Raw genomic sequence first — 14255 nt, 5'->3', positions numbered from 1 at the left:
TCTGCTGCTAAGCTAGGATTTTAAATGACTCATTAAGTGATACACATTGTATTGATATTATTGACAGATTTTCATTTATGGCGGTATAGTAGCTAACGCTGTGTAAGTTCTGTTCAAGGAAGAACGGTCTACTGACCAGTATCAATAGCACCTCTACAAGCAAAACGAAAGGACTCGTTATGACGCAAACTCCTGATTTCAACGCTATTCTAAGTAATACTCCCACTATCAATGTAGGTGCACGCTCGGAAAACGCGCCACTGACCCAAAGCTACGATAAAGGTCCTGATGTACCGCTGATTGAAGCGACCATTGGGGATTTTTTTGATGCTATTGTCTCCAAATATCCTGAGCGCGACGCACTGGTTTCTCGCCATCAAAACATCCGCTGGAATTATCAACAGCTACAACAACAGGTCAATCAGTTGGCAAGTGCCATGATTGAGATGGGACTTGAGATTGGCGATCGCATCGGCATTTGGTCACACAACAATGCTGAATGGCTATTGATGCAATTAGCGACCGCAAAGGCCGGTGTCATCCTCGTCAATATCAACCCTGCCTATCGTACCTTTGAGCTACAGTACGCGCTCAACAAATTGGGCTGCTCCGCACTGGTGCTGATGCGTCACTTTAAAAGCAGTGATTACGCCAGTTTGATTCGTGAGCTGTGTCCTGAGATTTATCATAAAGACTATACCCAGCTTGACTTGATTGAGATTCCGACGATTGAGCGCATCATTTGGATCGATGAGCCAAGCAGTGATGAAGAGTTTGGTTTTATGCAGAAGTTCTCTACGTGGATGGCTGAGGGTGATGCCAATGATCCGCGCGTCGCTGAGCGTCAGGCCCAGCTAAAAAATACCGATGCTATTAGTGTGCAGTTTACCAGTGGTACGACAGGCGCCCCAAAGGGTGCAACGCTCAGCCATCGCAATATCTTAAACAATGGGTATTTTATAGGCGAAGGAATGCGCCTGACAGAGGAGGATAGATTGTGTATTCCCTTACCGCTCTATCACTGTTTTGGCATGGTGGGAGGTAACCTAGCCATTTTAACCCACGGTGGTTGCGCGGTTTATCCTAATGATGGTTTCGATCCGCTGAAAGTGCTGCAAACGGTAGAAGCAGAGAGGTGCACCGCTTTACTTGGCGTACCAACAATGTTTATTGCGGAGCTCGATCATCCTGAGTTTGACAATTTTGATTTATCCAGTTTACGAACTGGCGTCATGGGCGGCACGACGTGTCCTATTGAAGTCATGCGCCGTGTCATCGATAAGATGCACATGAGCGGGGTGACTATTGCTTATGGGATGACGGAGACCAGTCCCGCTTCCTGTCAGACCAGCACGCAAACACCTCTGGAAAAAAGAGTGTCTACAGTGGGAATGGTGCTGCCAGCACTTGAGGTTAAAATTGTCGATACTGAAACGGGTGATATCGTCCCGATTGGTGAGACGGGTGAGCTACTCACGCGCGGCTACGCAGTCATGAAAGGCTATTGGGGCAGTCGTTTTAAAACGCGCGCGTCCATTCAGGATGGTTGGATGCATACGGGAGACCTGGCCACGATGGATGAAGATGGCTATATTACTGTGGTTGGACGTAGTAAAGACATGGTCATTCGTGGCGGCGAAAACATCTATCCAGTAGAAGTCGAAAACTATCTGTATCGTCATCCCAAGATTCGGGATGTACAAATTGTGGGCATACCAGATCAGCACTATGGCGAAGTATTGGTCGCGTGGATTATTGCAAAAGAGCCTAATAGTTTAAGCGAAGAGGAAGTAAGGCAGTTTTGTTGTGAGCACATCGCTCATTATAAAGTACCGACCCACTTTCGCTTTGTTGATGAGTATCCCATGACCGTCACTGGCAAGATTCAGAAATATAAAATCGCCGAGCACATGATCAAGGAATTGGCGTTAGAGTGATCTGGCGTGAGAGATTCTATCCCATATGAAGATTCCATCCCATATAAATGAGGGATTCGCTTGTCTTAAATCAATACCAGTATCGGTGCTACCTTATTAAATGATACATATTGTATTGATATTATTGACAGCGTTTCATTTATGACGGTATAGTAGCTAACGCTAGGTAAGACCTGTTCAAGGAAGAGGGTGTGACCACAGGCGACCAATCAGCAACATAAAAAGTAAAACGAAAGGACTCGTTATGACGCAAACTCCTGATTTCGACGCTATTTTAAATAGTATTCCCAAAGTCAATATGGGCGTACGCTCAGCAAATGCCCCACTGACCCAAAGCTATGATAAAGGCCCTGATGTACCGCTGATTGAAGCGACCATTGGGGATTTTTTTGATGCTATTGTCTCCAAATATCCTGAGCGCGACGCACTGGTTTCTCGCCATCAAAACATCCGCTGGAATTATCAACAGCTACAACAACAGGTCAATCAGTTGGCAAGTGCCATGATTGAGATGGGACTTGAGATTGGCGATCGCATCGGCATTTGGTCACACAACAATGCTGAATGGCTATTGATGCAATTAGCGACCGCAAAGGCCGGTGTCATCCTCGTCAATATCAACCCTGCCTATCGTACCTTTGAGCTACAGTACGCGCTCAACAAATTGGGCTGCTCCGCACTGGTGCTGATGCGTCACTTTAAAAGCAGTGATTACGCCAGTTTGATTCGTGAGCTATGCCCTGAGATTTATCATAAAGACTATACCCAGCTTGACTTGATTGAGATTCCGACGATTGAGCGCATCATTTGGATCGATGAGCCAAGCAGTGATGAAGAGTTTGGTTTTATGCAGAAGTTCTCTGCATGGATGGCTGAGGGTGATGCCAATGATCCGCGCGTCGCTGAGCGTCAGGCCCAGCTGAAAAACACCGATGCCATTAATGTGCAGTTCACCAGTGGTACAACGGGCACGCCAAAAGGGGCCACGCTCAGCCATCGCAATATCTTAAATAACGGCTACTTTATCGGTGAGGCCATGAACCTCACTGAAAAAGACAGACTGTGCATTCCTGTACCGCTCTATCATTGTTTTGGTATGGTTCTTGGCAATTTAGCGATTCTCACGCATGGCGGTTGTATCGTTTATCCTAATGATGGCTTTGAGCCACTGTCCGTCTTACAGGCGGTCGAAGAAGAAAAGTGTACCGGTTTACATGGTGTGCCAACGATGTTTATCGCCGAACTCGACCATCCTGAATTTGAGAATTTTGATTTATCAACCTTGCGCACAGGGATTATGGCAGGCTCCAGCTGCCCGATAGAAGTCATGCGCCGCGTCATTGATAAGATGCACATGAGCGAGGTCACCATTGCTTATGGGATGACGGAGACCAGTCCGGTGTCTTGTCAAACCAACGAACACACACCACTTGAAAAGCAAGTATCGACCGTAGGACTGGTACAACCTGCGCTTGAGGTTAAGGTTATCAATACAGAAACGGGCGATATCGTCCCGATCGGCGAGACTGGTGAGTTGCTCACACGTGGCTATTCGGTGATGAAAGGCTATTGGGGCAGCCGCTTTAAAACACGCGCGTCCATCCAAGATGGCTGGATGCATACAGGTGATCTGGCCACGATGGATGAAGATGGCTATGTCAAAATCGTTGGTCGTAGTAAAGACATGGTCATCCGCGGCGGCGAAAACATCTATCCGGTAGAAATCGAAAACTATCTATATCGTCATCCAAAAATTCGTGACGTACAAATCGTTGGTATACCAGATGCGCGTTATGGCGAAGTACTGGCCGCTTGGATCATTCCAAAAGAGCCTGGCTGCCTGACTGAAGAGGAAGTACGTGAGTTTTGTAGTGAGCATATCGCTCATTATAAAGTGCCGACCTACTATCGCTTCGTGACGGAATACCCAATGACCATCACTGGCAAGATTCAAAAATATAAAATCATCGAGCAAATGACAGAAGAGTTGGGCTTAGAGTAAATTGCCTAGTTAGCTTATAGTGCTAAAGACCATTTAGCATCTGTACTATTGACAATCATTATGATGAGTCGAGACGAAAAGAAAAAAGTGACTCGCATTTATGCAACAAAGAAAAGGGATATCATGAGCGCTATCATAACCAGTAAACTGAGTCCGAACTCAAGCGATTTTCAGCAAAACAGTGCCGCCATGCAAGAGATCGTCGATGATCTGTATGTGCATCTGCGTAAAGTTGCCCAAGGCGGCTCAGAGCGCGCCCGAGCCAAGCATCTGGCGCGCGGTAAGTTGCTGCCACGTGAGCGTGTCGAGCGTTTGCTGGATGTCGGCACACCATTTTTAGAAGTGGCCCCGATGGCGGCGCACGATATGTATGGCGAAGAGATTCCGGCGGCGGGCGTGATAGCAGGTATCGGCCGTATCAATGGCACGGAGTGTATGATTGTCTGTAATGATGCCACGGTAAAGGGCGGCACATATTATCCAATGACGGTCAAAAAACATCTACGCGCGCAAGAAATCGCGCAAGAAAATCATTTGCCATGTGTGTATTTGGTCGACTCAGGTGGTGCCAACTTACCAAATCAAGATGACGTGTTCCCTGATAAAGAGCATTTTGGTCGTATCTTTTTTAATCAAGCCAACCTCAGTGCCGCAGGTATTCCGCAAATTGCCGTAGTCATGGGCAGCTGTACGGCTGGCGGCGCGTATGTGCCAGCGATGAGCGATGAATCTATCATTGTTAAAGATCAAGGCACCATCTTTTTGGGTGGTCCGCCACTTGTTAAAGCAGCGACTGGGGAAGAGGTGACGGCAGAAGACTTGGGCGGCGGTGACGTGCATACGCGGCTATCAGGCGTGGTCGATCATCTAGCGCAAAACGATACCCATGCGTTATCGATTGCCCGTAATATCGTCAGCCATCTAAATCGTCCTGCCAAAAATATTCCCAATCAAATTGCACCCAAGCCGCCACGTTATGATGCCAAAGAGCTATACGGTGTCATTCCAACGGACAAACGCAAGCCGTTTGATATCAAAGAAATTATTGCCCGTATCGTTGATGACAGTGCGTTTGATGAGTTCAAAGCGCGTTTTGGTACGACACTGGTTTGTGGCTTCGCTCATATCGAGGGTATGCCCGTCGGTATCATCGCCAATAACGGTATCTTGTTTAGCGAGTCAGCACAAAAAGGCACCCATTTTATTGAGCTGTGCTGTAAGCGTAAAATCCCATTGGTGTTTTTGCAAAATATCACGGGCTTTATGGTTGGTCGTAAATACGAAAACGAAGGCATTGCCCGTCACGGTGCCAAGATGGTCATGGCGGTGGCCAATGCAAAAGTACCAAAATTCACGGTCATCGTCGGCGGCTCATTTGGCGCTGGCAACTACGGTATGTGCGGCCGCGCGTATAGCCCGCGTTTTTTATGGATGTGGCCAAACGCCCGTATCTCCGTGATGGGCGGTGAGCAAGCGGCATCGGTCTTGGCAACCGTCAAGCGTGATAACTTTGACCGCAAAGGTGAGGCGTGGAGTGATGAAGATGAAGCGGCCTTTAAAGCGCCGATTCGTGAGATGTACGAAGAGCAAGGTCATCCGTATTATGCCACGGCGCGTCTATGGGATGACGGTGTGATTGATCCTGCTGATACGCGTCAGGTACTAGCCTTAGGACTGAGCGCAGCTTACAACGCACCAATTGAAGAGACGACTTATGGTGTTTTTAGAATGTAGTGAACGCTTAGTCACTAGTTTTAATATTCAACGACGCTTAACAAATATATTCGTGAGTAAAGATAGCGGATAGGGACTAAAAAAAGAGAAGACAATGCAAAAAGAGACAAACAATTATAAAAGCTTGCTGGTAGATATCAAGCAGCATGTCGCGACGGTGACATTGAATCGCCCTGAGATACGCAATGCTTTTAATGATGAGATGATTGCCGAGCTGACAGACGTTTTTATCACGCTTGGCGCTGATGATAACGTGCGAGTGATCGTTTTAGCGGCTGCTGGCAAGGCGTTTTGTGCTGGCGCTGATCTGAACTGGATGCGTGCCATGGCAGATTTCAGCTATGAGGAAAACCTAGCGGACGCGGATAAATTGGCGCAAATGCTCAAGACCATTTATGAGTGTCCCAAGCCAACGGTTGCGGCAATCCAAGGCGACGTCTATGCAGGCGGTATGGGACTAGTCGCTGTCTGCGATGTGGCCATCGCTGTTAAGATAGCTAATTTTTGTCTGAGTGAAGTGCGCTTGGGACTAGCACCTGCGACCATCAGTCCTTATGTTATCCGAGCGCTGGGCGCACGAGCATCGCAGCGTTATTTTTTAAGTGCTGAGGTTTTTGATGCCAAAAAAGCGCGTCAGCTGGGCTTTATCCATGAGCGGGTTAGCGAAGAGGGGCTAGAGGACGAGGTGGCTGCATTCTGTGCCAAAGTCGTCAAAAACAGCCCTGATGCGGTCAAGACCTGCAAGCAGCTATTACACGAAATCGCTGGTGCACCGATCACCGATGAGTTGATTGCCGATACAGTAAAAGGGATCGCTGATATCCGCTCGTCACAGCAAGGTAAGGAAGGCGTGCAAGCCTTTTTGCAAAAGCGCAAGCCTGATTGGCTGACAGTAGATTAACTGACAGCAGACCAGCAATAAAAAATAGACAAGCCGTCAAATAAAAACGATAAGACACAGGGATAGTTATGTTTTCTAAAATTCTAATCGCCAACCGTGGCGAAATTGCTTGCCGAGTGGCCGCGACTGCCAAGCGGCTAGGTGTCAGCACCGTCGCTGTTTATTCTGATGCAGACCGCAGTGCTAAGCATGTGGCTGTCTGTGATGAGGCGATCTATCTGGGCGGCTCGGCCCCAAAAGACAGCTACCTAAAAGGCGATGCCATCATTGCTATTGCTAAGCAGACGGGCGCACAGGCCATCCATCCAGGCTACGGGTTTTTAAGTGAGAACGCAGATTTTGCCCAAGCTTGCCAAGAGGCTGGCTTGGTATTTATCGGTCCATCGGCTGATGCTATCCGTGCTATGGGTGGCAAGTCTGAGTCTAAGCGCTTGATGGAGGCCGCTGGCGTGCCACTGATACCCGGCTATCACGGTGATAACCAAGATGCCCAGTTTCTGCAGCAGCAGGCAGATAATATTGGCTATCCTGTCTTGATAAAAGCGAGTGCGGGCGGCGGCGGTAAAGGTATGCGTATCGTTGAGCAAAGTAGCGATTTTATTGACCTGCTCGACTCGTGCCGCCGTGAAGCGATCACCAGTTTTGGCAATGATCAAGTATTGATCGAAAAATACGCGCTAAAACCGCGCCATATTGAAATCCAAGTATTTGGTGATACGCAAGGCAATTATGTGCATCTGTTTGAGCGTGATTGCTCCGTGCAGCGCCGCCATCAAAAAGTATTAGAAGAAGCGCCAGCCCCTGGTGTCGATGCTGCCATGCGCGAAGCGATGGGGACCGCAGCGATCGAAGCTGCGCGTGCCGTTGATTATGTTGGCGCAGGCACGGTTGAATTTATTGTTGAGCAGCGCGAAGACTCGATGAATTTTTATTTTATGGAGATGAACACGCGCTTGCAAGTTGAACATCCGGTCAGCGAAGCCATCACTGGCGTCGATTTGGTCGAGTGGCAGCTTTTGGTCGCCGCAGGTCAGCCATTACCAAAAACGCAAGACGATCTGGCTATCAACGGTCATGCCATTGAGGCGCGCATCTGTGCCGAAAATCCTGACAATAACTTCTTGCCAGCGACAGGGACGTTATTCACTTATCAAAAGCCTGAGCACAGCACCTTTAATATTAGTGATGTGCGTATCGACGATGGCGTACGAGAGGGCGATGTCATCAGCCCTTTTTATGATTCTATGATTGCCAAGCTTATCGTGCACGCTCCCACGCGCGAGCAAGCGCTCGCGAGACTTGATCGCGCCTTGGCGCAGACGCGTATTGTGGGTTTGCCAAACAACGTGGCATTTTTGCGTCATATTTTAAATACCGATTCGTTTAGTGGGGCCAATCTGGATACCGCGTTGATTGAACGCGAGCAAGACAAATTGTTTGATCAGCATCCACTTAACCTATCGATGCTTGTGGTGACGGCTATTACGCAGCAGCTTGCCACTGAAGCCACCGCGCAACGCTCTAGTACAGACCCGTTTAGTAAGCCTACCGGTTTTCGTGCTTATAATGATTATACTCGATCATTTAGCTTGGTTTATGATGAGCAGTCCTACCGCGCGCGCATCAGCAATTGGCACAACGCAGATTGTGCTGACAGTAAAAAAGGGAGCGAAAATCTCAGTAGCTTTACGCTTGTCATTGAAAAAGAAATCGCGAATAAGCAGGACAATAACAATAGTAATGTGGCAGCCCAAACCGAAATGGCTTATGAAGGGCAAGTCAGCTATGCCAGCCGTGATGCGCATAATCATACCTTGTGGTTAGAGGGAGCACGTATCAGTGCCCAAAGCTGGGTGCATCATGAGACGGTTTATGTGTTCACGGATGGTGGACGCGATGAGATTACACTGATTGATATCATGGCACATGTGGGCGAAGACACAGCAGCGGTTGGCAGCTTAAAGTCACCGATGCCAGGGCAAGTGGTTGCCTTTAAAGTAGCGATAGGCGACACTGTCAAAAAAGGTGAGCCTCTTGCTGTCATCGAAGCCATGAAGATTGAGCACACCATTACCGCGCCGACTGATGGTGTGGTGGCAGAGCTATTATTTGCCCCAGGTGACTTGGTTGCTGATGGTGATGAGCTATTGCGCATAGATAGTGAAGGCTAAGTGAAGGCTAGTAGCTGACAGACCTTTATAAAAAGGCGAATAACTAAAAGGATGACAAGCATGAGCCACTCATATCCAGACCACGTCACCATCGTTGATGTCAGCCCGCGTGATGGACTACAAAACGAATCGATGACGGTGCCGACGGCTGTCAAGCAAGCGCTCATTAATGATTTGGTCGCAGCAGGTATCAAAAAATTAGAGGTTACTAGCTTTGTTTCGCCAAAATGGGTGCCACAAATGGGCGATAACAGCGCGTTACTTGACGCGCTAGCGCCTACGCGGCAGCCGGACGTTTGCTACTCAGTACTGGTGCCCAACATGCGCGGCTTTGAAAATGCTGTTGTGCATCGTCCAAATGAAATCGTCATTTTTGGCTCAGCCAGTGAAACCTTTAGCCAAAAGAACATCAATTGCAGTATTGATGAGAGTATCGAGCGTTTTGCGCCCGTTGCTGCTGCTGCAAAAGCGCACGGCATCAAAGTACGCGGCGTTATTTCTTGTACAGTCGGTTGCCCCTATGAAGGCGAGATTGACCCCAGTCAGGTAGCTTATGTGACCAAACGACTAATAGAGATTGGCTCAGAACAAATCGGTATTGCTGATACCATTGGTGTTGGGACACCGCTCAAGGTACAGCGCGCCCTGCAAGCTGCACTTGAACATGCTGACATCGCGATGCTGTCGGGGCACTTTCATGACACTTATGGTCAGGCATTAAGCAATACCTTGGCTGCCCTACAAATGGGCGTCAGTGAATTTGATACCTCAGTCGCCGGGCTTGGCGGTTGTCCGTATGCCAAAGGGGCCACGGGCAATGTCGCAACCGAAGACGTGGTTTATATGCTACACGGCATGGGTATCAGCACGGGAATAGATTTGGATAAATTGGTCGTGGCAGGCGAGCGTATCAGTAAATTTTTAGGGCGTGCTAACGGCTCAAACGTGGCCCGTGCTCTAATTAATAAACGTCAGTCTTAAAAAACGATTGTAAAAACTAAATATTAAAATACAAGGAATGGTTATGAGTTTACCTGGTTTGAGCTTTCAGCTCGGCGAAGATATCGATGCGCTACGTGATGTGGTGCAGCAGTTTGCGGCAAAAGAAATCGCCCCACGCGCAAGCGAAATCGACAGCAGTGATGAATTCCCCATGGATTTATGGCAAAAGATGGGTGACATCGGCCTGCATGGCATTACCGTTCCTGAAGAGTACGGTGGCTCTAACATGGGCTACGTTGCACACATGGTCGCCATGGAAGAAATCAGCCGCGCGTCAGCCTCGGTGGCGCTGAGCTATGGGGCGCATTCCAATCTGTGTATCAATCAAATCAAACGTAACGGCTCTGAGGCCCAAAAGCAAAAGTATCTGCCAAAGCTCATCAGCGGTGAATTCATCGGTGCGCTTGCGATGAGTGAGACGGGTGCTGGCTCAGATGTCGTCAGTATGAAGCTAAAAGCAGAAGAAAAAAATGGTCATTATGTGCTAAACGGCAGCAAAATGTGGATCACCAATGGACCTGATGCTGATGTGATGGTGGTGTATGCCAAGACCAATCCTGAGATGGGCGCTAAAGGCATGACGGCTTTCATTATCGAAAAAGGCATGGAAGGCTTTGGTACCGCGCAAAAGCTAGATAAGCTTGGCATGCGCGGTAGCCATACGGGTGAGATGACGTTTAACAATGTCGAAGTACCAAGCGAAAATATCTTGGGCGGTCTCAATGAAGGCGTTAAGGTGCTGATGAGTGGCCTAGATTATGAGCGTGCCGTACTGGCCGCAGGTCCTATCGGCATCATGCAAGCGGTGATGGACAATGTCGTGCCTTATATCCATGATCGTAAGCAGTTTGGTCAAGCCATTGGTGAGTTCCAGTTGATACAAGGCAAAGTTGCCGATATGTATACGGTACTGCAAGCAGGACGTAGCTTTCTATACACCGTCGGTAAGAACCTCGACATGCTAGACCAACGCGGAGCCGGTCACAGTCGAGAGGTACGTAAAGACTGTGCCAGTGTCATTCTATGGTGCGCAGAAAAAGCGACTTGGATGGCGGGCGAGGGCATTCAAATATTTGGCGGTAATGGTTATACCAACGAGTATCCACTCGGTCGCTATTGGCGCGATGCCAAGCTGTATGAGATTGGCGCAGGGACCAGCGAGATTCGTCGTATGTTGGTCGGTCGTGAGCTGTTTAACGAAACTAAGTAGAAACGAAGTAATACCAAACTCAAAAAGGCCGACTACCTTTGTGAAACTTGCTAAGCCTACTTGATGTAGTGCTTGCATAGGCAATTCATCCCATTCACTCTGTATCGGTTTTAAATAGAATGGACTATCGTGATAACCAAAAAAGCAGTACACCTAAGATGTACTGCTTTTTTATGCTGATTTCACAAGGTTCATAAAAAGTTACGGCTGTTTGCTGTGGTCGAAATAACGCGCCAAGCCGTTTAATAATAAGTCATCACGCAGGTGCACAGGGCGGTTGACGTGTTGGGCAATAATGGCCGCATCGCCGCCCGTCATAATCATTTCAAAGTTAGGGTGTCGATGACTAATCTCATTGATCGCGCCAACAATCGACAATAATATCCCGCGATGTACCGCATCTTGGGTGGTCACTCCTTGACCGACGCTATCAAAAGACCCGTTAGAGATGGTGATTTGCTTGGTGCCAGAGAACAGGGACTCACGTTGCAGATAAATACTGGGGAAAATATAACCGCCCAAATGCTCGGCATGATCGATCAAATCAATCGTTACGGCTGTACCGCAGCCAATCACACATTGACGTTTTTTCTTATCGACCGCCCCTAGCATTTGTAGCCAGCGATCACAGCCGAGCTGCTGGTCATTGTAGGCGCTATTCATAAGCGGGTGCGCTGCATTGACATGCACAAAATCAAACGGGATATTTAGACGGCTTAAGGTGTCTGAGACCTTAACATTGAGATCGTCACCTAGGACGGATGAAATCCCAATAAAGTCGGGTGCATAACGCTCAAAGCGGTCGGTCAGACCCATCAATAATTCGGCAGGTGCTTGCAGATGTTGCTTGGCATCATGCGCGACTATCTGCCCGATATCATCGGTAAGCCAGTATTTAAGGCGGGTATTTCCAAGATCAAGCCAGAGCATAAAATTCCCTTTATATCCAGTAAGCCTGTGATCAACACACTAAGCTGACACTTGCCTCACGGTGGTTGCTCGTTAAATAAGCGGTTTAAACCTGATGAATAACGTCGATGCGTCCGGTAAAAAGCGCAGAAATCTTACCGTTATCTTGGCGTAATTGCAAACATCCGTTTGTATCGACACCGCAAGCATCGCCCATCACGATTTGTTCTTGATTGTTGTAATCTTGGGTGACGCGTAAGCGTAGATCTGCCAACGCATCCATCGTGGCAAACTGCTTTAAAAAGCTGTCCAAATAATAGGTATGACCGGTTGGCCTCTCCAGCCCTAGATGCTCAAAGCGTGTCATCGCTACCATCAATGCTTTGCTCATTTGTTGGTACAGCGTTTTTAGACTTGGTAGTCTCACAGTATGGGCCTCGAGTTTTAGCGTCTCATAAACATCTTGTATACTAATCGCTTGATAACTCATGCCTTCAGCAGTTTGTGCTGTTAGCTTGGGGGCGGTCTGTACGTTTAAGCCAATGCCCATCACGACGCCCACCAATTTACCCGCTTGTGTCACTGGCTCTATCAAAATGCCAGCCAGTTTATGAAAGGGCAACGTTTGCTGACTTAAGGCAGCACTATTCACTACTGAGCTATCCAGCTCAGTTTGTTCTGGGTTTTTGGTCTGATTTTGCGGCTGGTAAAACCCCAAATCATTTGCCCATTTCACCCCAATTGGCGTCAGACCTTGTGCGTGCAATTGCTCATTTAAGGTCTGGAGAACGGGCATTTTGGCCAGCTCAACCCCAATGATTAAGGACAATAAACCACTCACTGGCATGTGCACCGGATGATATAACGATAGATAGACATTGCCGCGCGGTGACTGCCATGAGCGTCCGTGTTGTCCACGACCTGAGCTTTGGGTTTCTGCGGTCAATAGATGCATCTTGGCAGGATTTAGCGTGCCATCTTGCACGTCTGCTATCAGCTCGCTATTGGTTGAGCTACTACTGACAAGATGGCGGTGGTTGAGCTCAGGTAAGTGGTCCAGCGTGAATGATCCAGAGTCAGATACCTCAAAATCGGATATGGAATCGGATGTATAGTCAGATAAATGGTCAGGTGGCAGCATAAGTTTCGTCGATGTGGTTAATGTCGCATGGGGAATCTTTGATATACTGAGTAGCTATCATAATAAACCGTCACTATGTGATAGGCGGTCATCACTAAAAAGATCGTCACTAAAAAGATCATCACTAAAAAGATCATCACTAAAAAGATCATTACTAAAAAATGATCACTAGTAAACAGTATAAAACAGACAGCATAAAGGTCAGATTATGTTTTGGCAAATTCAATCGAGCGCCACAAGATCTTTAGACCTCTTGCAAAAGTCATAGGTTTAGCTCGAAATTAATGATACCAGCAAACAGCTTCATTCTAAGATCATAGCGCTGACGACGGTTACGATATTTATGAGCCACGATTTTGAACAACTTGATTAAGCCTATTTTGTGCTCAACCACAATACGGAACTTTGCCAGATAGTGATTGGCCTGTTTGCATATCTCCAATAACTGACCACCACGAGGTTTCTTAAATGGTGTGAAAGTTTGGTTATGTAGCTTTGCTAACCCTTGATAACCACTGTCTGCTAGATAGTTAGTATTCTCAGGTAACCAATCAGGACAAGTATCTTTATACAGCTTAAAATCGTGGATTGACCCTTTACAGGTTTGCACATCAAGTATCAAGCCGGTTTGCCAATGAACGATAACCTGCGCTTTTAAGGTGTGTTGTTTTTTCTTACCGCTGTAGTAGTCTCTTTGGTTTTTTTTGGACGCTCAATTGGGGTTTCGGTGGCATCGACGATGACGACTGACCAATTGATGTCCTCATCGACACGACTAGGTAGTTTTTTAGGCAATTCAAACTTGCCAGAGTCAATCAGTGTGTCTTCTACTTTACGAATGATACGGCTAGCAGAAGACTCATGAATACCAAAGTCCATACTGATATGATAAAGCGTGCGGTATTCACGCCAATAAGTCAGAGCTAGTAGTATCTGCTCCTTAAGACTGAGCACACTTGGTCTGCCTGATTTGGTCTTAGATGCTTCATGCTCTTGCATGGCATCAAGCATGTCATAAAAGGTGGCTTTATGAATGCCAGTATAGCGTTTAAAACCAGCGTCACTTTGTTTGAGTAGCTTATCTATGTTTGGCATGGCTCCTAAAAAGTTATGAGTGTCTTCTTATTTTAATTCCCTTTGCTACTTTTGCAAGAGGTCTTTTAGCTCAAAATAAAAAAGTCGTGCATAGTCATGTACTACTGATATGATTTTATGGCTTGCCGTTCGCAAGCGTGGTTCAATGATGCA

10 protein-coding genes and 2 pseudogenes are annotated in these 14255 nt (G+C 47.5%); 8 read left to right on the top strand and 4 right to left on the bottom strand.

Features of this window, described 5'->3' with window-relative positions; all coding sequences use genetic code 11:
• Positions 1 to 179: 179 nt before the first annotated feature.
• The 8 genes and pseudogenes from JFC06_RS05230 (at position 180) to JFC06_RS05200 (ending at position 10957) form a co-directional block, all read left to right on the top strand.
• Positions 180 to 1937, top strand: coding sequence for an AMP-binding protein (locus tag JFC06_RS05230; RefSeq protein WP_198334225.1), 1758 nt, complete (start codon positions 180 to 182; stop codon positions 1935 to 1937).
• 244 nt (positions 1938 to 2181) lie between these two features.
• Positions 2182 to 3939, top strand: coding sequence for an AMP-binding protein (locus JFC06_RS05225; protein ID WP_198334224.1), 1758 nt, complete (start codon positions 2182 to 2184; stop codon positions 3937 to 3939).
• Between the two features lie 123 nt (positions 3940 to 4062).
• The gene (locus JFC06_RS05220) at positions 4063 to 5673 is read left to right on the top strand and encodes a carboxyl transferase domain-containing protein (protein WP_198334223.1); all 1611 of its coding nucleotides are present in this window, start codon (positions 4063 to 4065) and stop codon (positions 5671 to 5673) included.
• A gap of 94 nt (positions 5674 to 5767) precedes the next feature.
• Complete coding sequence (locus JFC06_RS05215) at positions 5768 to 6574, top strand: enoyl-CoA hydratase/isomerase family protein (RefSeq protein WP_198334222.1); 807 nt, start codon at positions 5768 to 5770, stop codon at positions 6572 to 6574.
• 68 nt (positions 6575 to 6642) lie between these two features.
• Positions 6643 to 8205 (top strand): annotated as a pseudogene (locus tag JFC06_RS05210) (acetyl-CoA carboxylase biotin carboxylase subunit); the annotation flags it as partial.
• Between the two features lie 129 nt (positions 8206 to 8334).
• On the top strand, positions 8335 to 8745 hold the full coding sequence (locus JFC06_RS12460) for an acetyl-CoA carboxylase biotin carboxyl carrier protein subunit (protein WP_406947980.1): 411 nt from the start codon (positions 8335 to 8337) through the stop codon (positions 8743 to 8745).
• Between the two features lie 60 nt (positions 8746 to 8805).
• Positions 8806 to 9726, top strand: a complete 921-nt coding sequence (locus JFC06_RS05205; RefSeq protein ID WP_198334220.1) for a hydroxymethylglutaryl-CoA lyase — start codon at positions 8806 to 8808, stop codon at positions 9724 to 9726.
• Between the two features lie 43 nt (positions 9727 to 9769).
• Positions 9770 to 10957, top strand: a complete 1188-nt coding sequence (locus JFC06_RS05200) for an isovaleryl-CoA dehydrogenase (protein ID WP_193006814.1) — start codon at positions 9770 to 9772, stop codon at positions 10955 to 10957.
• Between the two features lie 201 nt (positions 10958 to 11158).
• On the opposite strand, the gene JFC06_RS05195 is transcribed toward JFC06_RS05200, so the two are convergent.
• The 4 genes and pseudogenes from JFC06_RS05195 to JFC06_RS05180 all read right to left on the bottom strand — a co-directional run bounded on the left by JFC06_RS05195 (position 11159) and on the right by JFC06_RS05180 (position 14102).
• Complete coding sequence (locus JFC06_RS05195) at positions 11159 to 11887, bottom strand: pantothenate kinase (RefSeq protein ID WP_193006813.1); 729 nt, start codon at positions 11885 to 11887, stop codon at positions 11159 to 11161.
• An 85-nt stretch (positions 11888 to 11972) separates the two neighbouring features.
• On the bottom strand, positions 11973 to 13007 hold the full coding sequence (locus tag JFC06_RS05190) for a biotin--[acetyl-CoA-carboxylase] ligase (RefSeq protein ID WP_198334219.1): 1035 nt from the start codon (positions 13005 to 13007) through the stop codon (positions 11973 to 11975).
• Between the two features lie 262 nt (positions 13008 to 13269).
• A pseudogene (locus JFC06_RS05185) lies at positions 13270 to 13653 on the bottom strand (transposase family protein); the annotation flags it as partial.
• Positions 13654 to 13661: 8 nt separating this feature from the next.
• A complete protein-coding gene (locus tag JFC06_RS05180) occupies positions 13662 to 14102 on the bottom strand; it encodes a transposase family protein (RefSeq protein WP_198334218.1) in 441 nt (146 codons plus the stop codon).
• Between the last annotated feature and the right edge of the window lie 153 nt (positions 14103 to 14255).

This window comes from Psychrobacter namhaensis (assembly GCF_016107545.1).
Lineage (GTDB): Bacteria > Pseudomonadota > Gammaproteobacteria > Pseudomonadales > Moraxellaceae > Psychrobacter > Psychrobacter namhaensis.
The sequence above is the reverse complement of the archived record's forward strand: the minus strand, read 5'-3'. Positions and strand labels throughout refer to the sequence as shown.